Here is a 21,084-nt window from a genome sequence, read left to right on the forward strand (position 1 = left end):
TTCGGTATAATTCAATTATGATGTAACACAAAAATTAACAGTTATATATGAAAATATATAGGAAAGGATGTTAGTATGAAAAAGAGAATGGTAAGTTTTATTGGGGTTATGACAGCAGTTGTACTTGCTACAGGATGTGGCGGAGCTACAGGCGGAGATTTCGAAGCAGATGAGGCTGTAGAGGAAGAGGTTAGCATGGAGCAGGGTGGTCTTACAGAAGACAACAGCATTGTAGACACTGATGTTTCAGCTGATGCAGAAGCTGAAGAACCCGCAGCAGAGTAATGTAATATAATATGATAAATGCATAATATGTGTACAATATAGAAAAGGCTGTAGCACAAGAAAGTGTTACAGCCTTCATTTTGTTAGTTACAATGTCTTCAAAAATTCTTTTATATCTTTTACAATTCGTTCTTCTTCAAATTTGTACACATAGTGCGTGCAGTCGAGTTTTACAAGTTTTCCGTTAGAAGATGCATCGACGAGGGCCTGGTGGCCTTCAAGCCATCCGGGAGTCAGTTCGGTAGTCTGCGATGAGATGTACTGGATCGTCGGAGCTGTAGGGAGAGGATTGCTACTGATTTCATGTAGGGCTTCTATGCAATTAAAACCTTCGTCCAGCTTGCAGTTATTTACGTCGTTTCTGTATCCAATGGCTGTTTCCATTTTAGCAAGCTCATCGGCTTCATCTGAATGTCCGCTCAGAACTCGCATAATTCCTGAATCAATGAGACATCTCATAATTGGAAATTGCTTTTTGGCGGCGTCAAACTCTTCCTTATATTGATCATCTAAACCGGGGATTGATATATCCATTCCAACGATTCCCTCTACCTCTGTGGGATATTTCTGAGCCCAGAGAGTTGCTTCAACTCCTGCGATTGAATGAGGACATAATACGAAGGGGCCTTCTATGCCGGCTTTGGAAAGGCATTCTCTGTCATTTTCGACGATCTTATCGAAGGTTCTTTCTTCTTTTACAACGTCGCTCAAGCCGTATCCGAATCTTTCAATGATGACCACCTTTGCATCGGTGCTTAAGTCTTTGCAAAGAGGAAGAAAATTGACGTATGGACTTGTGTCGCCCCAGCCTGACATAAGTACGATTGTGTGGTCGCCTTCGCCTTCCGTGTAGATGTGCATTTTGTGACCGTCTACTTCGACATATTGTCCGGGAGGATTTTGCCAGATTGCTTCTTCTTTTTTCAGTTGAACGCGATTGTAGATAAATGCGACTGTTGTAAAAAGCAGGACGATTATTAAAATAACTGAAAAGATTCTTCCGAGTATCTTTAAAAATTTTTTCATAGTATACCTCACTTATCTAAAAGGGGGTCCTTGTTTCAAATACACTTTATCTTGTCTTAAATATACTGATTCATTGTGGTGAATGGTTAACTGTTCTTATTTTCCTGTTTGAAATAATTGGTGTCGGATTTATAGCATGCAAGCCATCTCGTTTCACCGACATATTCGTATTCGTTTGCAATGTCTTCGGAGACGTAATCGGTTAACTTATTGAAGTTTGGAATAGCGATCACATTTTTATCCCCGTAATAATTAAAATTCTTTTCATCACGGTAGTAGTTGATCTCAAGCGTTATGCTCTCGCTTTCGCTGTTGTAGCAGGCATACTTCTTGCTGTCGTCAACGGCCTTGCACATGAGCGCAGTGTCTTTATCATCTGCAATGAAGACGGTGTCAACGTCAAGCGTATCAAAATAGTCGGTCATATCGACGATGTAATCTTTGTCCATGAGATTGTCGTTTGTAACTTTGAAGTTACCGACAAGCATATATGCAGACGCAAGCATAATGATCGTCATCACGGGCATGATCTGTTTGTTTCTGTGAGTTGCAATGTATCTGTTAAGCATGATTCCCATTCCCGTTAAAAGAATCGGTATTCCCACGAAAAGGTATCTGTAAGGAATAAAATTATTTCCGGCACGCATATCACCGACTATCAGGATCAGCATATTAAACAGGATTACCGAAAAGAACGGCAGATAGTAATTATAGTTTGCGGCGCCGCGCATCCACTTATAGATAACGAGCGCTGTGACAATAAAAATCAATAAAACAAAAAGTGTTTTTAGCAAGATGAAAAACCACATCTTGGAAAATACAGGAACAGTTTCGTGTCCCATAATACCAAAGGCCTGGAAAACTCCTGCAAAAACGTACTTCAGGTTATCCCAAAACTCTGATATCTTTACCGGGGATGTGTCGGGAGAATGACCTGTGTAGATCAGGTTATAGGTAAACACACCTATTGAGGCAAAGATGCCTGTCATTGCCCAGACCGGAACCACACTTTCCTTGAAGGGATATCTCTTTTTCCACAAAGAGAACAGAGATGCAAAAAAGATTGGTGTGACTCCGCAGACAATTGTGTAAATTCCTGTAGAAGCGCATGTCACAAAAAGCAGTGACAGATATGTAAATAAGAATATGATTCTTTTTCTCTTGCTGAAACAATCGGCGAACTCACCATCATCAAATGCTATAAGGCATAGCACAAGCATGATCGGAACAAGAGCCTTAATGCTGTAATTGGCGTGCGCAAAGAACAGCATCTTGAAGTAATCAAGCCAGTCATAGTTATAAGGTGTTATGATGACGGCAAGCGAAAGAAATCTAACGCCGATCCGCACATGGAGCGCCATTAAAATGTTCCATATTGCGTAAATATATATGAAAACGATCAAAAGATCGGATAAGCCCACAGACAAAAACTCATTGCCTGTGATCGCAAAAAACGGAACTGCAAATATGAGAGTGGAGTCAAACTCCATGCTGGTGGTTGCTACCCAGTTTGGAAGAATGAGACTTCCTTTATTTACAATCTCTCTAAGATGATATACAACGGTTGCAAAATCGGGATCCAGCGAAAGGCGAAGATCTGAAAGGTTAAAGTAGAAGATACTTGAGAGATTAACCGTAAAAAGTATCATCGCTGCTATTTCCCATAAACACATGCTCTTAATTCTCTGATATATTGTCTTAAAATAATTCTTCAAGTAATTCATTGCTGTCTCTTTTCTTATGTCGGGTAAAACTAAGTATTGCTTTGGGTAAGGTAATTTATAGCCCAATTAAGTTCGTAATCCTCGCCGGTGTGGAATATTTCAAGTGCGGCGTTTTTATCAAAAGGAATGTGAACCTCTACAGGGTTACGGCTGATGCGGTCTGCCTTTACATCAATATTGGGCTCGTCATTTTCGTTCAAGATAAGGCTGACCGGATAACTGACCTTGATTTTGTCATTTGCCAGAGTTATTGCTCCGCCTACAGCCTGGTTTGAACCATTGGGATTGGTGATTCCTGCAAGGGTTACATTTGGAAGCTTTGAAAGATAAAGCGATGTTCCGTCTCCTGCGCTTACACATGCAAAATTTGTGAGAGCAACTGCTTTAATGTCAGCAAATTCGCCTGTTCCATGTACAGCATGATCGGGAGAAACATCGATGTATTTTCCGTTCTTGCGAATACCGAGTCCCTGACCGAAGTAGTAATCATTTGTGAGGAGACTTGCAAGTGCACAGCCTATTTCGTCTAAGCCACCCGTATTTCCTCTGAGATCTATAACAAGGTATTCCATGCCCTGAGCCTTGAGTTCGGTAAGTCCTTTACGGAATATTTCTTTGGATTCCTTGTGATTGCCGGTGAGCATACCGAATATGTCACCGGGTTCGATCGATTGAACAGAGAGCATTTCACTGTTTAAACGCAGGTATCCGACATTGTCGGTAAGCATTTTTGTGCTAAAGTTTTCGTTAAACCACGGTAAGGCTTCTTCAATTGATTTAGCATTCGGCCTGTGTGAGTATGTTGTAAGTGTTTTTATACAGGTTGTGTTTTCTCCGATATTTTGCAGAGAAACAGTCTGCTCGGTGCCTTCTTTATTAATGAAAGATACGTCGACTGTTTCATTCCCGTAAGCTGATAAATAAATATATGAAAGGAATTCAGCATTTTCTTTTACCGGGACGCCCATGTCAGGGATACTTTCGGCAGCAGCTTTGATCGGCTTACCGTCCCACTTTGTAATAACGGTTCCGTCTTCGATCCCAAGTTGGTTGACTTCGGGAAGTGTGTTTACTGCAATAACTTCATCGTTATCAAGATGAACCATACAAAGGCCATATTCGTTATTTTTAAATATGGAATTGTTGGTTTCTTCATTCGAATCAAGTTCTACACCTACGTGCCCGTCATGAAGCTCGTTACAGAACATCTTCACCGCGTCGTAGTATTTGGTCAGATTCTTCTCGTTTTCAGCTTCTTCAACCATAGGCATATATTTTTCTTCAAGTGCTGAAAAATCTACATCTTTCCATTCTTTTAATATGTATGTTTTATCCATTGCCTGAGCCATCAGGTGAAATGATTCTGTATAACTCTTTTCTGAAAAGTTATATGTATTTGACGGAAGCATGAATAATAATGCTATAAAGCAGGCAATTGAAAGAAGGAAGGTAATGACGGTAACTACTTTGTAACCGATTTTTCTTTTTCCCAATAAAGTAGCTATCAGTGTCATAAGAGCCAATGCGTAGATTGGGAGGAAAGAAATAATGCTTTCTTTGCCGGCAATAACATAAATAATAATGTGGATCAAAGCGAGAAATATTGGGACAAAGCTTGCTTTTTTCCACAACTTGAGTTTGTTTTCATCGCCCTTTATTCGGGTATGGAGTATTCCGAGGGTCAATGCGATCAGTGCAAAAACTGCGAACCAGATAAGGTGAGTTTTGTCCATGGTGTATATGACCTGGTAAAGGGAGCCGAGTAATGTCTTCATTGTTACAATCCTTTCCTATATGTCATTTTCCGGTTAGTAGTTCTATTGCTGATGAAATAAATACTATCAGCAATATCAAAAGAATGCATAGCCGCTATGTTGCCTTAAATGCTTTGTTTTTTATGCCATATCTCTTCTGTTGCGATATTTCGATAAAAGAGTATCGACATATGCTATGCCTGTCATGGTACGACTGTAGTACTACGATAGGCATAGTAACATATGAAAACTGTGTTGTCAACATTTCGCTGAAAAAACTTTTTTACGTATCGGAACTGTTCTGATAACGTTAGTTTCAGGTAAGTTGTTAATAAAGTGTAAATATGCCAATTCTCCATTGACCTACGTAAACGTTTACTAATATAATTAGAACGTTGAATGTGAGATTAAATGCGATAAAAAAATGGGAGCGAGGTATTATAATGAAAAAAGTTTCGAAGATTTTTACATCACTGGGGGTTGTCGGTATGTCAGCTGCCTTATTCTTTACTCCTATTGCCGGCGTAAGTGCGAGTGCACGTGCGGTAGGGCCTGAATTGGCTACAGGTATCGACGTATCCAAGTTTCAGGGTGGAATCAATTGGCAACAGGTTAAGGCAGCAGGTATCAGATTCGCCATGATACGTGTAGGTACAATGAAAAAGGGACTGGATGAACAGTTCGTCAACAATATTAATGGCGCAAATGCAGCAGGCATCAGAACAGGTATTTATATCTATTCTTATGCAACAACTCCGGAGGCAGCAGCTGTGGAGGCAAATCAGGTTCTTGCGTGGATTGCACCTTATGCGGTAACATTTCCGGTTGCGATTGATATAGAAGATAACGTTCAGAAAGGTCTTAATGCTGCACAGCTTCAGGCTATTGCAGATACATTCTGCAATATTCTCAGTGGTGCAGGATATGAGACATTGGTATATGCAAACAGAAACTGGTTCATGCAGAGGATGCCTTCAGTATCTGCACCTAAGTGGGTTGCACAGTACGATGTTGCCTGTGATTATCCGGGTGATTACGTAATGTGGCAGTCAAGCAGCCATGCAACATATCCCGGAATTCCAGGAAGAGTTGATGTCGATCACCTTTACTCGGATTATTTCACAAGAATTATTCCTGAAGGTTTTAACAGCTGGGGCGGACATACATTCTATTATCACAACTTCCGTAAGCAGTTCGGATGGATTAATCTTGAAAACAAGAAATACCATGCCGATCCTAACGGATATATCCAGACAGGCTGGTTCCAGGACGAGAGTGGAATCTACTATCTCGATCCTACAGCAGGCGGACTTGCCAAGACAGGATTTGCCGATATCGAAGGCAAGCGCTATTACTTTGATGAAGCAGGCGTAAAGAGAACAGGACTTCTCAACCTCGGAGGAACTGTTTACTACGCAAATGCAGACGGTGTATGCCAGAAAGGTCTTGTACCTCTTGAAGACGGCGTTCACTACTTTGATGATGAGTATAAGATGCACACAGGTCTTACACAGGTTGGAGATAAGCTCTACATGTTCAATCCTCAGGGTGTAATGCAGACCGGTATGGTTGCACTTGAGACAGGCAAGTATATGTTTGGTTCAGACGGCGCAGCTATCAAGGGATGGTATTCAAACGAGCAGGGACAGAAGTTCTTCTTTAACCAGGATCATGTTGCGGTTACAGGTAATCAGACTATTGAAAAGGCTAACTACCTCTTCAATCCTGAAGGCGTAATGCAGACAGGTTGGTCAGGAGAGATTGCTACAGGAAGATATTACTTCGGACCTGACGGAAAAATGGTTACAGGATGGAGCGATATCGAAGGACAGAGATATTACTTCGGTGCAGACGGTAAGATGGTTGTAGGAATGGCTTCACTTCCTGACGGAGTATACTATCTTGAGCCTAAGGACGGACACAGAACTGTAGGATGGGTTCAGCAGCCTGACGGATGGCGTTACTTTGACGGCAACACAGGTAAGATGCTTGTAAAGACAACTGCAGTACTTGAGAATGTGTCATGCACATTTGATAAGAACGGTCTCCTTGCAGATCCTGCAGGTTGGACACCCGGAACACCACTTCCGGCTCCGGCACCTGACGCAGGTGCGGCTGCATCAACAGGAGCCTCAACACCCGCTGCTTCAGCAGGAGCTTCAGCACAGACAGCTCCCGCGGCACCGGCTAATTAATATAATAATGAGGGGTTGGACGCTCAGTGCCAAAGCGCGGAGCGTCCAAAAATGTTTATAAACGGAGGGAAATTTAAAAATGAACATCGAAGAAGCAAAAGAGAAATTACAGAAGTACGGGCAGGAGCATGTACTTAAGTACTATTCCGAACTTAGCGATTCAGAGAAGCAGGAGCTTCTTGCGCAGGTTGAGGACACGGATTTTGCGGTACTTGCCAATTGTAAGAATCTTGGACATGCTGACAAAAGAGGAGAGTTTGCACCTTTGGCGGCTCTTCAGGTATCAGAGATCGAGAAGAGGAAAGATGAGTTTACAAAGCTTGGCGTTGAGACGATCAAGGCAGGCAAAGTTGCTGCAGTTCTTCTTGCAGGTGGAATGGGAACAAGACTTGGATCGGACAATCCGAAGGGAATGTATGACATCGGTATAACCAAGCCTGTTTATATCTTTCAGAGAATAATCGAGAATCTACTTGATACAGTTAAGCAGGCAGATGGCACATACATCCGTCTTTTTATCATGACAAGTGAAAAGAACAATGATGCTACTGTTAATTTCCTTAAGGAGAAAAACTTCTTCGGTTATCCTGAAGATAAGATCACATTCTTTAAGCAGGAGATGGCACCGGCATCCGATTATGACGGAAAGGTATACATGGAGAGCAAGTCAAGAATTTCAACTTCTCCCAATGGTAACGCAGGCTGGTATTCATCACTTCTTAAAGCGGGTCTTCGTGATGTCATCGTAAAAGAGGGCATCGAATGGATAGACATTTTTGCTGTTGATAATGTCCTTCAGAGAATCGCAGATCCTTGTTTCGTTGGCGCTACAGTTGCAGCTAAGGTTTCTTGCGGAGCCAAAGTTGTTAGAAAGAACGCACCCGATGAGAAGGTAGGCGTTATGTGTCTTGAAGACGGCAAGCCTTCAATCGTAGAGTACTATGAGCTCTCACAGGAGATGATGGATGCCAAGGACGAAAACGGCGATCCCGCTTATAACTACGGAGTTATTCTCAACTATATGTTCAATGAGAAAGCTCTTTATGAAATTGCTCAGAAGGAACTTCCTCTTCATGTTGTTGAGAAAAAGATTCCTTACATAGACGAGAATGCCAATCTCGTTAAGCCCGAGACTCCGAACGGATGCAAGTTTGAGCAGCTCGTTCTCGATATGATCCACATGCTTGATACATGTCTTCCTTATGAGGTTGTAAGAGAGCATGAGTTTGCACCTATCAAAAATAAGACAGGTGTTGATTCGGTTGAATCTGCAAGAGAACTTTGCAAGAAGAACGGAATCGAGCTTTGATAACAGACAGAAAAATATTTGCTGAAAGAAGGTAATAATATGACTATATTGGTAACAGGAGGAGCAGGTTATATCGGCTCACATACTGTTGTTGAACTTCAAAATGCCGGATATGACGTTGTTGTAATGGATAACCTTGCCAATGCGAGCAAAAAAGTAATCGGAAGAATTGAAGCGATCACAGGCAAAAAAGTACCTTTCTATGAGACAGACATCAGAGATCGTGAAGGTCTGGAAGAGATTTTTTCAAAAGAAAAAATTGATGGAGTCATCCATTTTGCAGGACTTAAGGCGGTCGGAGAATCCGTTGAAAAACCTTGGGAATACTATGAGAACAATATCTCGGGAACACTCACCCTTGTTGATGTTATGAGAAAACATAACTGCAAGAACATTATTTTCTCTTCATCTGCAACCGTATACGGAGATCCCGCTTTTGTTCCGATCACAGAAGAATGTCCTAAGGGAACATGCACAAATCCTTACGGATGGACAAAATCAATGCTTGAGCAGGTACTTTCCGATATTTATAAGGCTGATAACGAGTGGAACGTTGTTCTTCTTCGTTACTTCAATCCTATCGGAGCACATAAGAGCGGAACAATGGGAGAGAATCCGAATGGAATCCCTAACAACCTTATGCCTTATATCACACAGGTTGCTGTAGGAAAGCTCCCTCAGCTCAATGTATTCGGTAACGATTATGACACACATGACGGAACCGGTGTGCGCGATTACATCCACGTTGTGGATCTTGCACTCGGACATGTTAAGGCGCTTAAGAAATTTGAGCCCGGAAGCGGACTTAATATCTATAATCTTGGCACAGGTGTTGGATACAGCGTTCTTGATATAGTCAAGAACTTTGAGGAAGCAACGGGAGTTAAGATCCCTTATGAGATCAAGCCCAGACGCGCAGGTGATATTGCTACGTGTTACTCTAATGCGGATAAAGCGGCAAAAGAGCTTGGATGGCATGCGCAGTACGGAATAAAAGAGATGTGCGCAGATTCATGGAAGTGGCAGAGTCAGAATCCTAACGGATATGATGAATAATTAAGATGTAAAAATATGTCGGTCGTATGCTCTATTGTGAACATGCGACCGGTTTTTAATATCGCATCAGCAGGAGATAAAATGTTTAGATTATGGGTAAGATTGGTGGATGACAACCACCTTGTAAAAGATATGGTCGTTTGCGACGAATCAAATGACACAAGAACACATAAAGTTATGAACGCCATTGAGAAGGCGTGCTATGAGTTAGATCTTTCCAAACCTATTTGGCTTGATAATATAGTAAAAGATTTTCAGCTTCACGCGAAGTGCAGATTCAACAAGGATGCGTTTGTGGAGCAGATCGATTTTGATTATATGGAGATACAAGTTATCGAAGAAGACTATTAAAAATTTACGTTATTTTTTTATAATAAAATAAACACAATTTCGACACATAATGAAACTATACTTATTTTAACAAATAGAAAAAGGAAGAAGGTAGATACTATGTATGATGATGTAAACCGGGAGAAAAATGGTGTAAATTCGTCTAACTCATACAACAGTTATAACTACACTAACTATAATTATTCCGATGATAAGACATATAACGGAGATTTGACTGGAAATGGCGCATATGGATATGGTAGCGGAGGAAATAATTACGGAGCCTATCAGTATTCCAATGCGGGAAATGTAATGGGGAATGCTATGAGTAATATGGAAAGACCTGCTAAGAAGAGAGGTCTGCAGATTTTAGTTTCAATTATTGTGGTGCTTGCGATTTTCGGCGGTATAGGCGCAGGCGGATATTTATACCGCACATACGGTAAGGACAAGCCGTTATTCTCTTTCAATACTGATAAAGCGGAAGAGGATACCGGTGCAAAATCAGACAATATAGCTACTACGACGGTATCAAACATCGGAAAAGCTACTGTAACTGATGTGACCGGAGTTGTTCAGGAAGTTATGCCCTCGATGGTTATTATTCATAACAACCGTATCAAGTCATCAAGCTTTTTTGGATACGGTCAGGAATCTGAGGGACTTTACGCATCTGGAAGCGGAATTATTGTCGGCAAGAATGATTCAGAGCTTTTGATTGCAACAAACTTCCACGTAGTAGACGGAGCTGATTCAATCGAAGTTATCTTTTCCGATGGATCGTCCGATGAAGAGGCGGCTAAAAAAGCTGTCCAGGCAGATTTAAAGGGTCCCGACCCCGAGATGGATCTTGCTGTAATCGCTGTATCTCTTAAGGATATTCCTGCCGATACAGCTTCAAAGATTAAAGTTGCAACACTTGGTGACAGTAACGCGCTTACACTTGGTGAGCCTGCTATCGCGATCGGTAATGCTCTCGGATACGGACAGTCCGTATCAACAGGTGTTATCTCAGCAATCAACAGAAAGTTTGATATGGGCGAGGGCTCATCCAAGGTATATATTCAGACTGATGCGGCTATTAACCCCGGTAACTCGGGCGGTGCGCTTCTTAATATCAAAGGTGAAGTAATCGGTATTAACTCTATCAAGATTGGTGAAGCGGCAGTCGAAGGTATGGGATATGCGATTCCTATCTCACTTGCAAAACCTAAGATTGAAGAGCTTATGAACCAGGAGACCAAGAAGAAAGTAAAAGAAGAGGAGCAGGGAGTTATTGGAATCCAAGGAATAAGTGTTTCGGCCGAAGATACAATGAAGTACGGAATTCCTCAGGGAGTATATGTTTATGAGACTATTTCCGGAGGCGGAGCAGAAAAGGCCGGCATTGAAAAAGGTGATGTCATCGTAAAGTTTGACGGAACCGAGATCGGATCCATGGAAGAGCTTCATTCAAAGCTTAGATATTATGCTGTTGGAACTTCGGTCAATATAACAATACTCAGACCGAACGGAAATCAGTACGATACGATAGATGTTAAGGTGCAGCTGTCAAATAAGAATATAGGTTCATCGGAAGATGATGATTCGCATGCCGAATCCGACAGTGCTTCAGATGATGAGAAGGAAGGCACAGGCGGCTGATATTAAGATAATCGAAAATGTATTTAATCAATCAAAAAGGCAGTTCAAAATGGAAATTCATTTTGAACTGCCTTAAAATTTTTATACTAGAGTTGCCTGTTCCTTGTTAAATACAGGAATCTGCGGATGTATTCCTTCACCTCGTATCTCGATGAGAGGTGAGGATTTTCCTTCAATGTATTCTCTTGTGATGGTCACACGACCGATGTTGTCATCCTTAGGAATCTCATACATGATATCAAGCATGAAATCTTCGATGATGGCTCTGAGGGCACGTGCACCTGTTTCTTTTTCCAAGGCTTTCTCGGCAATTGCCTCGAGAGCACTGTCGTCAAATCTAAGATCGACCTCGTCCAGAGCAAGGAGCTTCTGATACTGCTTAAGGATGGCATTCTTGGGCTCTTTGAGAATCTTGATAAGCATTTCTTTTGTAAGAGCCTGCAATGTGCAGATGATGGGAAGTCTTCCCAGAAATTCGGGTATCATACCGAACTTCTTAAGATCCTCAACAGTTACATTTGAGAGAATGTTGGGATCGTCTGCATATTTATCCTTAAGATCGGCATCAAAACCGATTGATGTCTGTTTATTAAGCCTTTGCGTTATGATATCCTCAAGATCGGGGAAAGCACCGCCGCATATAAACAGGATATTTCTTGTATTAACTGTGGCAAGAGGTACCATGGCATTTTTGCTTCCCGCACCTACAGGGACTTCGACATTTGAGCCTTCAAGTAGCTTTAACATTCCCTGCTGAACGGACTCGCCGCTTACATCTCTTGCTGTTGTATTTTTCTTTTTGGCAATCTTATCTATTTCATCGATAAAGATAATGCCGTGTTCTGTCTTTTCAACATCGTTGCCTGAAGCTGCAAGGAGCTTGCTTACAACGCTTTCGATATCATCTCCGATGTAGCCGGCCTCTGTAAGTGATGTTGCATCTGCGATGGCAAGCGGAACATCGAGGAGTTTGGCAAGAGTCTTAACAAGATAAGTCTTACCGCTACCTGTGGGACCAAGGAGAAGAATATTTGATTTTTCAATCTCAATCTCATCCATGGTGTCTGTGGCAACCCTCTTATAGTGGTTGTAAACCGCAACAGACATGACTTTTTTGGCCTTGTCCTGTCCAATCACAAATTCATCAAGTTTGGCCTTGATCTTGTGAGGAGCGGGAATATTCCTTATGTCTATAACGGGCTTTGATTTTGCTTCGCTTTTTTTCTTGATCCTCTGTGAGTTAGGGATACCGCCCATGTTGAAATCACCGGGTATATCACCTAAGTTGAAAAAGCTCACATTCGGAAATGTTCCCATATTCTTATTGAGTTCATTCATAAGATTGGGGTTGTTCAGAAGATTTTGATAATCAAACTGTGTGACCGTTTCCATTGTCTTGTGCATACAGTCTTCACAGATGCAGATGTTGTTGGGAAGGTGGAACATCTTGCCCGCCTTACTTTCAGGTCTTCTGCACACGAAACAAACGTCTTCAAATTCAGGTTTGTCGTTGTTGTTATCGGTTTCTTTTTTTTCAGTCTCCGAATTGTCCGACGCGCCTGAAAGACTATCGTTTGTGTCTTTAGTATCGTTATTGTTTAATTCTTCATCTTTAACTTCTCTGAAATCGAAGTTATCGTCTCTGTTATCTACCATATTTTCTCCATTAAGGAAATCCGATCATTCAAAAGTAATGAATGTTCCGGCTTTTCCTTTGAGTGCATCGGATGCAGATGAAATAGAAGTGATAAGAACCGAACCGTTATGGTTTGATTCAAGAAATTTCATTGCAGCCTTGATCTTGGGAAGCATATTAACTTCACCGAATTCGCCTGCTTCGATGTACTCTTTTGCTTCTTTAACGTTCATTTTAAGGATGGGTTCCTGATCATCCTTGCCGAAATTCTTATATACATTAGGAACCGATGTGAGAATGATAAGTCTGTCAGAACTAAGTTCTGAAGCGAGTAGTCCTGCGATGGCATCTTTTTCGATTACCGCTGAAGCGCCTTTAAGTACGTGCCCCTGCTCGATTACCGGGATTCCGCCGCCGCCGCATGCGATAACTTCCTGTCCCGCATCTAAAAGAGTCTTGATGGAATCAAGCTCAACAATCTTGATGGGGGTAGGAGCGGCAACAATTCTTCTGTAGCCTTTTTCCGGATCTTCCTCTACAAAGTTTCCCTTCTTGACCTCCATGTCGGCATCTTCTTTGGACATATAGCGTCCGATTGCCTTAGTCGGTGAGTAGAAAGCTTCGTCATAGGGGTCTACCGTAACCTGTGTAAGGATTGAAGCTACAGGTTTGGAAAGTCCTCTGCTTGAGAGCTCCGTTTTAAGAGAACTCTGAATGTCATAGGCTATGTAGCCCTGGCTCATTGCATTACATACGCACATAGGAGCGGAGGTGTAGTCGATATACATTCTGTGAAGCTCAGTCATTGCTTTGTGGATCATGCTGACCTGAGGTCCGTTACTGTGAGTTATAACAAGCTGATAGCCTGCTTCTATAAGGTCGGCGAGTACCGTTGCCGTATGCTTCATTGCATTTTTTTGTTCGTGTGTAGTCACTCCGAGCGCTTCGTGTCCGAGAGAAACTACTGCTATGTTGTTTTTCATGTTGGCCTCATTTCTGCACATATCTGTGCTTAATAAGATAATAATTTATTTTACAATAACTGCGCCTTTTTTGGAAGTGAAACACCGTCAATCACGGTGCAGCCTTGCATATACGTTGGGATCGAGATCGGGGTTTACTTTGGTTATCTTTCTGTCATAGGTCATAAGTCCGTTTACTTCTTCTTCAACGTCGCTGACCTGTGTATATACCGCACCCGACAGTCCTTTTGAGATGAGCGGTATAATGTTTGCGTTTATTACGTTGTAATACGCAACGCCGAGTGCTTCAAGGTTGTCATATTTCTTGTAGCCAAATACCCTGTCGACACTTGAATGCCCGTCTATGTGGCAGGTGAATCCGCCGTACTCGGAGATTACAAAAGCTCTGTTCTTTGGATCTTTTTCCACTGCAAGCGGTCTGAAGTAGTTGTGAACACTTCTAAAGTCACCGCTTCCTTCATCAAACCAGCCGCTGGCCTGATCGATAGGCCTCGTCTTATCGAGCTCTTTTGCCATAACGGTAGCACCTGCGGCGTTAAACTGTCCCCAGCCTTCGTTGAACAGAACCCATGTTGCTATTGAAGGTACGCTGTAGAGGTATCTTATCGTGTTCTGCATCTCGTTAAGCCACTCTCTGCGGCCTTCTGCCGAGTGCCTTGAGAAGGTCTTGTAATACGCGGGGCCGTCCGACATTCTTCCGAATACTTTTGGGAAAAGAGTCGGGAGATAGGAGACCATGGGCTTTGCGTAGGATGAACCGCCGCTCACCATGTCCTGCCATACTATCATTCCGAGTCTGTCACAGTGGTAGTACCAGCGCGCAGCCTCGATCTTTACGTGTTTTCTCATCATATTGAAATGAAGTCTTTTCATTTCAGTTATATCGAATATAAGCGCCTCGTCAGAAGGAGCGGTGTAGAGTCCGTCCGGCCAATAACCCTGATCCAGAACCCCCATGAGGAAGTAGGGTTTGCGGTTAAGATAGAAACGCTTTGTTCCCGCATCATCTTCTTCGATGGTGAAAGATCTCATGGCAAAGTAGGACTCAACCTTGTCATCGCCTGCTTCAATGAGAAGCGGATACAGATAAGGATCTTCGGGGCTCCACAGATGTGCATCTTCTATAGTAAAAGAAAATTTATATCCCGAAGGAGCAAATTCTTTTGCGCCGGCTTCGTTGGAAGGATATGTGTCTGACGAAAAGAGATTTTCGCGCTCGGAGTTAAAATGTTTTACGGATTTTTGAGGCTCTTTTGTTTCACATCCCGGAATACTGACATTGATGTCGCAAGGCTTGTTTGTAGAAACCTCGACGGTCAAGCTTTTAAGATCCTGTGAGGGTGTGACGATAAGTTCTCTTATATATGTCTCGGGGACCTCTTCAATCCAGACGGTCTGCCAGATTCCGCTCTGGGCTGTGTAATACATTCCGCCTCGTCTGAGCGTCTGCTTACCTCTGCTGTGGTAAGAGCTGTCGCTGGTATCCCTGACTTTAACATGAATAAGAGTGTTAAGAGCGGTACTTTCATTGTCTGTAAACTTGAGATGATCCGTTATGTCCAGTGTAAAAGGAAGGTATCCGCCGACGTGCGAGCCTACAAAAGAAGAGTTCACATATATCTCGGCAAACTGATCGACAGCGCCGAAATGCAGAAGAAATCTTGAGTTTGCATGTTTCCTTTTAAGTGGTGGAAGTACCTTTTTATACCAGAGAATCTGATCGGGAAGAAGTCTTTTTTCAACACCCGATAAAAAGCTTTCGGGGGAAAAAGGTACGAGGATCTCGCCGTTCATGTCTGCGGGGAGAACGTTTGCAGATATATCCTGAACAATCTTGTATTCCCATGTACCGTTTAAATTTATAAATTCGTCTCTTACAAAGCGTGGTCTGGGATATTCCGGAAGAACGTTGTCTTTGTCAAGGTTCTCGCCCCATACCGTGTATAATCTGTTAAGCACATCGTCCTCGTGAGGTTTGTCGATTGCTTTTATTGCATCAATTAAGTCCATTTTCAACCTTTCCTGTATTTCCGGCAGCGATGAGATTTTGATAGAACGCTGTCAGTGTTGCATATCTGTAGACAGAAATCCACAAAAGCGGAATGAAAAAGGTCAAGCATCCAAATATGATAAGCGGAATGAAGCTTATATGAAGATAAAAGAGCTTTAACCTGTTACCCTGCATGAGAGATTTGCTGTATGCAAGGAGCTCTTTTGCCGATCTGTCAGGATAATCATGTAATAAATAAAAAGCCTGCGAATATGTAAGTGACACGTAGATATTCACGACAATTCCGATCGCTACGGCGACAAAGAGCGCGATTCGAAGGGAAAAAGGTGAATCGGGTGTCAGTATAAACAAAATGATTGAAGCGGGGAGACTTGCGAGAAAGTCCGCCAGTACAAAGAGTGACTGAATCATGACCGCTTTGTTCGGGTGCTGTTTTAGTCCGAAGAAAATGTCGCTTGTTGAAACTGTCTGTGAATAGATCAGGTTCATGTACAGATAAGCTTTTCCCGAGACCAAAATTCCCAATAATATCTGAACTATAAGGATGATTATTTCATTTATTGTAAATATAACAAGGCTACCCGAGTCTGAAATTGTCACAATGCTCGAGATAGCCATCTGAAGAACGAAAATTATAATATTGGCAAGTATTAAAATTCCGTATTTATCAAGTGATCTTTCTTTGGCGATTGCCTTTAATTCTGCCGCTGTCTTAAGATTAGTCATTAAAAATTGCTCCCAACTTAACCCATAAGGTCTATATTTGCGCCGACAAGTCCCTGACGGTGCATTGCTTTTCTTTCTTTTTCATAAGGGTTACTTTCGTTTTCGTACTTTATCTTGGTGGTCGTTTCGCCGCCACAGACGTAGGTTCTGCCACATTCGGGACAAACTGCGGTCTTTAGTGAAACCGAGGCTTGAAGAACTTTGCCGTTATTCATTGCGGCGTCCTTGTAGGCATTGCTTACGTGTTCAGCCTCGTGACCGCGTACTCTCGCAGGAGCGGACTGCGGACTGATGTGCTGAGCGCTCTTAAAGGAAACCATCTCGTCCGAACCGTCCTGATACTTGCGGTTCTTGCAGGTTTTGCACTCTGCGGGAGATGATACCCTTCCCGGAGCCTTCGCGGTGGAGGCATTGGGATTTAATATTGGTTTGGTTCCGGCTACAGCACTTGTGCCGACGGCGGCTGATCTGTTTGGTGAATATCCGCTGCCGATCGCACCGATAATACTCATAACTTCAAATTACCTCAATTTTATATCATTTAACATCTCGTCGAAACTGGTTCCGTACATCTGCTCGGACATTATGTTGAGCTGCTGGCGCTGCTCGGGATCGTTAAGTACCGTGTGAATACTGGTGATCATCATGAAATATCCGAGAACTACACCGACACTTCCGAGTATGATAGCTTTTTTGGCCTGCGGAAGAAATGTCTTTGCAATTCCTTTGGACAAAATAGCCAGAACAATCGCTACGCCTCCGAGAATAATACCTGTATAAAAGATAAGACAAAGCGGGATTGAAAACATCCCTAGGATTCTGGCGAAAGTAGCAAGTGCTACGTGGCTGTCCAGCTCGTTATGCGCTTTGTTGTAGTTATAGTTGTTGTAATAGTAATTTTCGTCGTTGTTTTCGGGCATATATAAAATAGTTACTCCTTGTGTTTTTGTGGTTAATTACTTAAATTTTAGTATAAAACCCCGTATTTTACAATGCTTCGACATTTCACGGACTCTTGAAATACGGCCGCAAGGCTTGGTATAATACAGAAGTGTGCGGTTTATGAAAATATAATCAAAAATTATTCTTTTTATCATAATTATTGCACGCAAAGCATATATATACTGCGAGGTAGGTATGGATATAGTATTAAAGATTAAAGAGGAGCTTAAAGTAGAAAAGTGGCAGGTGGAGGCCGCTATTAAGCTTATTGATGAAGGTAACACCATTCCCTTTATCTCACGTTACAGAAAGGAAGTAACGGGCTCATTAAACGACGAGCAGCTTCGTAATCTTGATGAGAGACTTAAGTATTTAAGAGGTCTTGAGGAGAGAAGAGAGCAGGTTCTTGCTTCAATCGAAGAGCAGGGCAAGATGACGGATGAGCTTAAGGCTAAGATCGTTGCGGCTGAAACTATGGTTGCAATCGAGGATCTTTATCTTCCTTATCGTCCCAAGAGAAAGACAAGGGCGAGTATTGCCAGAGAGAAAGGACTTGAAGGATTATCCGAGATCATTCTCGCGCAGGAGATCACAGGTTCGCTGGAAGATGCCGCAAAAGCTTTCGTTGACGCCGAAAAAGGTGTAAATGACGAGAATGAGGCCATTAGCGGAGCAATGGATATTATTGCCGAAGATATTTCCGACAATGCCGACTATCGTAAGTATATAAGAGAAGCAACAATGGAGAACGGTATCCTTGTTGGAAGAGCTAAGGATGAGAAGGCTCAGAGCGTTTATGAGATGTATTATAACTACGATGAACCTGTGAAAAAAGTTCTCGGACACAGAGTTCTTGCGCTTAACAGAGGTGAGGCCGAGAAGTTCCTTGTGGTTAAGATACAGGCTCCCGAAGAGGATATATTAAGATATCTTAATACTAAGATAATTACAAAAGATAACCCTGTGACTACTCCGGTCATCGAAGAGATTACAAGGGATGCATATGAGAGATTGATAGCACCTGCTATTGAAAGAGATATAAGAAACGAGCTTACAGAAAATGCTGAAGATGGCGCGATCACCGTATTTGGAAAGAACCTGACTCAGCTACTTATGGCACCTCCTATTGTCGGAAAGACCGTACTTGGTTGGGACCCCGCATTCAGGACGGGATGTAAGCTTGCGATAGTTGATGCTACCGGAAAAGTACTTGATACAAAGGTTATTTATCCCACAGCGCCTCAGAATAAAGTTGAGGAAGCCAAGGCTGACCTCAAGAAACTTATCGATAAATACAATGTTGACCTTATTTCTGTAGGAAACGGTACGGCTTCAAGAGAGTCGGAACAGGTCATCGTTGAGCTTATAAAAGAACTTGATAGACCGGTTCAGTATGTGATCGTAAATGAGGCGGGTGCCTCTGTTTATTCTGCAAGTAAACTTGCAACCGAGGAGTTCCCACAATTCGATGTTGGTCAGAGAAGCGCGGCATCCATAGCAAGACGACTTCAAGATCCACTTGCAGAATTGGTTAAGATCGATCCCAAGTCAATCGGTGTCGGTCAGTATCAGCATGATATGAATCAGAAGAAACTCGGAGAGACACTTGAAGGTGTTGTCGAGGACTGTGTTAATAAAGTAGGTGTTGATCTCAATACCGCATCTGCGCCGCTACTTCAGTATATTTCGGGTATTTCCAAGGCTATTGCCAAGAATATCGTTGATTACAGGGAAGAAAACGGTAAGTTTAAGAGCAGAGCAGAACTTCTCAAAGTTCCGAAGCTCGGACCAAAGGCATATGAGCAGTGCGCGGGATTCTTAAGGATTGCCGACGGAGAGAATCCTCTTGATGCTACAAGTGTGCATCCCGAGTCATATGATGCAACACTCAAGCTTATGGATAAGCTTGGAATAACATTTGATGATGTTCGTGCGGCTCAGAAGAACGCAGCAAAAGCTGTTCTTGAAAAGCCCGCAGCACGTCCCGAGAATAAACCCGCACCCAAGAAAAAGCCCAAGCAGGTTGTTATCAAGAACACCAATACAGCTATGGGTGCTGCTCTTGCAGCAGCACTTGCGGGAAGCAACCTGGCTGTTGTGGAAGATGATCCTAAGAGTAAAAACTCAGGAGCCAAAGGCGGTTCTGCAAATGTCGGAAGCGAAGCAGGAAAGAATGGTGGCAAAGGCGCCGGGGCTTTCGGAGATGGCAACGGTGTGAATGGAGCCGGCTCTGATACAGGCGCGCAGGGCAATTTCTCAGGTTCTCTTTCTCACAAGATTTCTGAAAGTGACAAGAAAAAGCTTGCAGAGGAACTTGGCGTAGGAGAGATCACTCTTACCGATATCTTGAGCGAGCTTGAAAAGCCTTCAAGAGATCCTCGTGAAAACATGCCTGCACCGATACTTAGAAGTGATGTTCTTGATATGAAGGACTTAAAGCCCGGCATGGTGCTTAAGGGAACTGTCCGTAATGTAATTGACTTTGGATGTTTCGTAGATATCGGAGTTCATCAGGACGGACTTGTTCATATTTCACATATCACCGACAGATTTATCAAGCATCCGCTTGAAGCTGTGAGCGTAGGAGATATCGTGGATGTTCAGGTTCTTGATGTCGAAGTTGATAAGAAGAGAATCTCTCTTTCAATGAAGATCAGAGACGCTGCGCAGGTTGCGGCTGAGGCTGAAGCTCAAAGAGCAGCGCGCGGTGCGCAGAATGCCGCCAAGGCAGCTCAGGCAAAAGCAAAGGATGAAGAAGCTAAAGCAACCAAGAAGGCAGCAAAAGCCGCTTCTCCCGTTAAGAGGACAGTTACTAAGAAGGCGACTGTTGCGAAGGCGGAGGGTGCTAAGAAGGCGACTGTTACGAAAACGGAGGGTTCTAAGACGGCTACTTCTAGCGCTACGGTATCGTCATCTGCAGATGGCGCAGCACCTGTAAAGAAATTCAAGAAGAAGGGCATTGTCATTTTTAAAGGCAACGCAAATGATTGAAAAAATACGTAAGCACCGTTTTGTTTGAGACATGTGTGCTGATTAGATGGTTCCCGACCGGATTTGCCCGGTCGGGAGTTTTTATGGCAAGAAATGACTTTTTGCTGACATTTTTATAATTTTGAACTTGCCAATGAGTCCTGTTGGAAATATAATGCTTTTCAGACGTTTTTCAAACGTGTTATAGAGCAGACACGGCAGAATAAGGTTGTGTTACTTGCTTTTCTTGTTGCAACTTGAGTTGATTGATTCAATTTCAAGTGTACATCTTGCCGGCTCCGGCATGATTTCTTTTGATGTTTTAAAAATGGGATTTTGGGATATTTCATAGATAGTGTAAGATTTCGAGGCTTAAATTTACGAGTTTTAAATTTCATTCTACGAGAGAAAACAGGAGGATTCACAGATAGAAATTATAAAAGCGGGTGCAATTATCTGTGAATTTGCGATGAATTTTAGAAAAAACACAGAT

Annotated in this window: 16 protein-coding genes; 7 read left to right on the forward strand and 9 right to left on the reverse strand. The window is 42.6% G+C overall.

The features are described from left to right. The first annotated feature begins 75 nt into the window (after nt 1-75). Entirely contained in the window at nt 76-285 is a 210-nt protein-coding gene (locus BLP87_RS08985) for a hypothetical protein (RefSeq protein WP_026656145.1), read from the forward strand. Nucleotides 286-372: 87 nt separating this feature from the next. Here BLP87_RS08985 and BLP87_RS08990 read toward each other — a convergent pair whose 3' ends face one another. The 3 genes from BLP87_RS08990 to BLP87_RS09000 form a co-directional block, all read right to left on the reverse strand. Then, a complete protein-coding gene (locus tag BLP87_RS08990) occupies nt 373-1,311 on the reverse strand; it encodes an alpha/beta fold hydrolase (RefSeq protein WP_074462399.1) in 939 nt (312 codons plus the stop codon). A gap of 86 nt (nt 1,312-1,397) precedes the next feature. Next, a complete protein-coding gene (locus tag BLP87_RS08995; RefSeq protein WP_074462400.1) occupies nt 1,398-3,035 on the reverse strand; it encodes a hypothetical protein in 1,638 nt (545 codons plus the stop codon). Nucleotides 3,036-3,064: 29 nt separating this feature from the next. Next, on the reverse strand, nt 3,065-4,810 hold the full coding sequence (locus BLP87_RS09000; protein ID WP_074462401.1) for a S41 family peptidase: 1,746 nt from the start codon (nt 4,808-4,810) through the stop codon (nt 3,065-3,067). Between the two features lie 422 nt (nt 4,811-5,232). Here BLP87_RS09000 and BLP87_RS09005 point away from each other — a divergent pair, with 422 nt between their 5' ends. The 5 genes from BLP87_RS09005 to BLP87_RS09025 all read left to right on the forward strand — a co-directional run bounded on the left by BLP87_RS09005 (nt 5,233) and on the right by BLP87_RS09025 (nt 11,323). Continuing rightward, nucleotides 5,233-6,984, forward strand: a complete 1,752-nt coding sequence (locus tag BLP87_RS09005) for a GH25 family lysozyme (protein WP_074462402.1) — start codon at nt 5,233-5,235, stop codon at nt 6,982-6,984. A 79-nt stretch (nt 6,985-7,063) separates the two neighbouring features. Continuing rightward, complete coding sequence (locus BLP87_RS09010) at nt 7,064-8,293, forward strand: UTP--glucose-1-phosphate uridylyltransferase (RefSeq protein ID WP_074462403.1); 1,230 nt, start codon at nt 7,064-7,066, stop codon at nt 8,291-8,293. 39 nt (nt 8,294-8,332) lie between these two features. After that, the gene (gene galE, locus BLP87_RS09015) at nt 8,333-9,349 is read left to right on the forward strand and encodes a UDP-glucose 4-epimerase GalE (RefSeq protein ID WP_026667862.1); all 1,017 of its coding nucleotides are present in this window, start codon (nt 8,333-8,335) and stop codon (nt 9,347-9,349) included. A gap of 81 nt (nt 9,350-9,430) precedes the next feature. Next, nucleotides 9,431-9,700, forward strand: coding sequence for a hypothetical protein (locus BLP87_RS09020; RefSeq protein ID WP_074462404.1), 270 nt, complete (start codon nt 9,431-9,433; stop codon nt 9,698-9,700). Nucleotides 9,701-9,799: 99 nt separating this feature from the next. After that, nucleotides 9,800-11,323: a S1C family serine protease gene (locus tag BLP87_RS09025; RefSeq protein WP_074462405.1), complete on the forward strand. Its 1,524-nt coding sequence runs from the start codon at nt 9,800-9,802 to the stop codon at nt 11,321-11,323. Between the two features lie 81 nt (nt 11,324-11,404). Here the strand turns inward: BLP87_RS09025 and clpX are convergent, their stop codons facing one another. From clpX to BLP87_RS09055, 6 genes are all read right to left on the reverse strand, one after another. Then, nucleotides 11,405-12,979, reverse strand: a complete 1,575-nt coding sequence (clpX, locus tag BLP87_RS09030) for an ATP-dependent Clp protease ATP-binding subunit ClpX (protein WP_074462406.1) — start codon at nt 12,977-12,979, stop codon at nt 11,405-11,407. Nucleotides 12,980-13,003: 24 nt separating this feature from the next. Further along, nucleotides 13,004-13,942, reverse strand: coding sequence for a carbamate kinase (arcC, locus tag BLP87_RS09035; protein ID WP_074462407.1), 939 nt, complete (start codon nt 13,940-13,942; stop codon nt 13,004-13,006). An 87-nt stretch (nt 13,943-14,029) separates the two neighbouring features. Next, the gene (locus BLP87_RS09040) at nt 14,030-15,952 is read right to left on the reverse strand and encodes a glycoside hydrolase family 2 protein (RefSeq protein ID WP_074462408.1); all 1,923 of its coding nucleotides are present in this window, start codon (nt 15,950-15,952) and stop codon (nt 14,030-14,032) included. Continuing rightward, entirely contained in the window at nt 15,939-16,679 is a 741-nt protein-coding gene (locus BLP87_RS09045) for a DUF975 family protein (protein WP_074462409.1), read from the reverse strand. Before BLP87_RS09045 ends, BLP87_RS09040 begins: the two co-directional genes overlap by 14 nt. Nucleotides 16,680-16,696: 17 nt before the next feature. Continuing rightward, the gene (locus tag BLP87_RS09050) at nt 16,697-17,191 is read right to left on the reverse strand and encodes a hypothetical protein (protein ID WP_074462410.1); all 495 of its coding nucleotides are present in this window, start codon (nt 17,189-17,191) and stop codon (nt 16,697-16,699) included. Nucleotides 17,192-17,200: 9 nt separating this feature from the next. After that, the gene (locus BLP87_RS09055; protein WP_074462411.1) at nt 17,201-17,599 is read right to left on the reverse strand and encodes a hypothetical protein; all 399 of its coding nucleotides are present in this window, start codon (nt 17,597-17,599) and stop codon (nt 17,201-17,203) included. Nucleotides 17,600-17,816: 217 nt separating this feature from the next. Between BLP87_RS09055 and BLP87_RS09060 the strand changes: the two genes are divergently transcribed. Further along, entirely contained in the window at nt 17,817-20,612 is a 2,796-nt protein-coding gene (locus tag BLP87_RS09060; RefSeq protein ID WP_074462412.1) for a Tex family protein, read from the forward strand. Nucleotides 20,613-21,084 lie beyond the last annotated feature (472 nt).

The sequence above is a fragment of the Butyrivibrio hungatei genome (genome assembly GCF_900101605.1).
GTDB lineage: Bacteria > Bacillota > Clostridia > Lachnospirales > Lachnospiraceae > Butyrivibrio > Butyrivibrio hungatei_B.

Coding starts and splice junctions, on each gene's coding strand:
- BLP87_RS09040 (WP_074462408.1), bottom strand. CDS start 15,952: ATGGACTTAATTGATGCAATAAAAGCAATCGACAAACCTCACGAGGAC.
- BLP87_RS09060 (WP_074462412.1), top strand. CDS start 17,817: ATGGATATAGTATTAAAGATTAAAGAGGAGCTTAAAGTAGAAAAGTGG.
- BLP87_RS08995 (WP_074462400.1), bottom strand. CDS start 3,035: ATGAATTACTTGAAGAATTATTTTAAGACAATATATCAGAGAATTAAG.
- BLP87_RS09050 (WP_074462410.1), bottom strand. CDS start 17,191: ATGAGTATTATCGGTGCGATCGGCAGCGGATATTCACCAAACAGATCA.
- BLP87_RS09055 (WP_074462411.1), bottom strand. CDS start 17,599: ATGCCCGAAAACAACGACGAAAATTACTATTACAACAACTATAACTAC.
- BLP87_RS09010 (WP_074462403.1), top strand. CDS start 7,064: ATGAACATCGAAGAAGCAAAAGAGAAATTACAGAAGTACGGGCAGGAG.
- BLP87_RS09045 (WP_074462409.1), bottom strand. CDS start 16,679: ATGACTAATCTTAAGACAGCGGCAGAATTAAAGGCAATCGCCAAAGAA.
- BLP87_RS09005 (WP_074462402.1), top strand. CDS start 5,233: ATGAAAAAAGTTTCGAAGATTTTTACATCACTGGGGGTTGTCGGTATG.
- BLP87_RS09025 (WP_074462405.1), top strand. CDS start 9,800: ATGTATGATGATGTAAACCGGGAGAAAAATGGTGTAAATTCGTCTAAC.
- BLP87_RS08985 (WP_026656145.1), top strand. CDS start 76: ATGAAAAAGAGAATGGTAAGTTTTATTGGGGTTATGACAGCAGTTGTA.
- galE (WP_026667862.1), top strand. CDS start 8,333: ATGACTATATTGGTAACAGGAGGAGCAGGTTATATCGGCTCACATACT.
- BLP87_RS08990 (WP_074462399.1), bottom strand. CDS start 1,311: ATGAAAAAATTTTTAAAGATACTCGGAAGAATCTTTTCAGTTATTTTA.
- clpX (WP_074462406.1), bottom strand. CDS start 12,979: ATGGTAGATAACAGAGACGATAACTTCGATTTCAGAGAAGTTAAAGAT.
- arcC (WP_074462407.1), bottom strand. CDS start 13,942: ATGAAAAACAACATAGCAGTAGTTTCTCTCGGACACGAAGCGCTCGGA.
- BLP87_RS09000 (WP_074462401.1), bottom strand. CDS start 4,810: ATGAAGACATTACTCGGCTCCCTTTACCAGGTCATATACACCATGGAC.
- BLP87_RS09020 (WP_074462404.1), top strand. CDS start 9,431: ATGTTTAGATTATGGGTAAGATTGGTGGATGACAACCACCTTGTAAAA.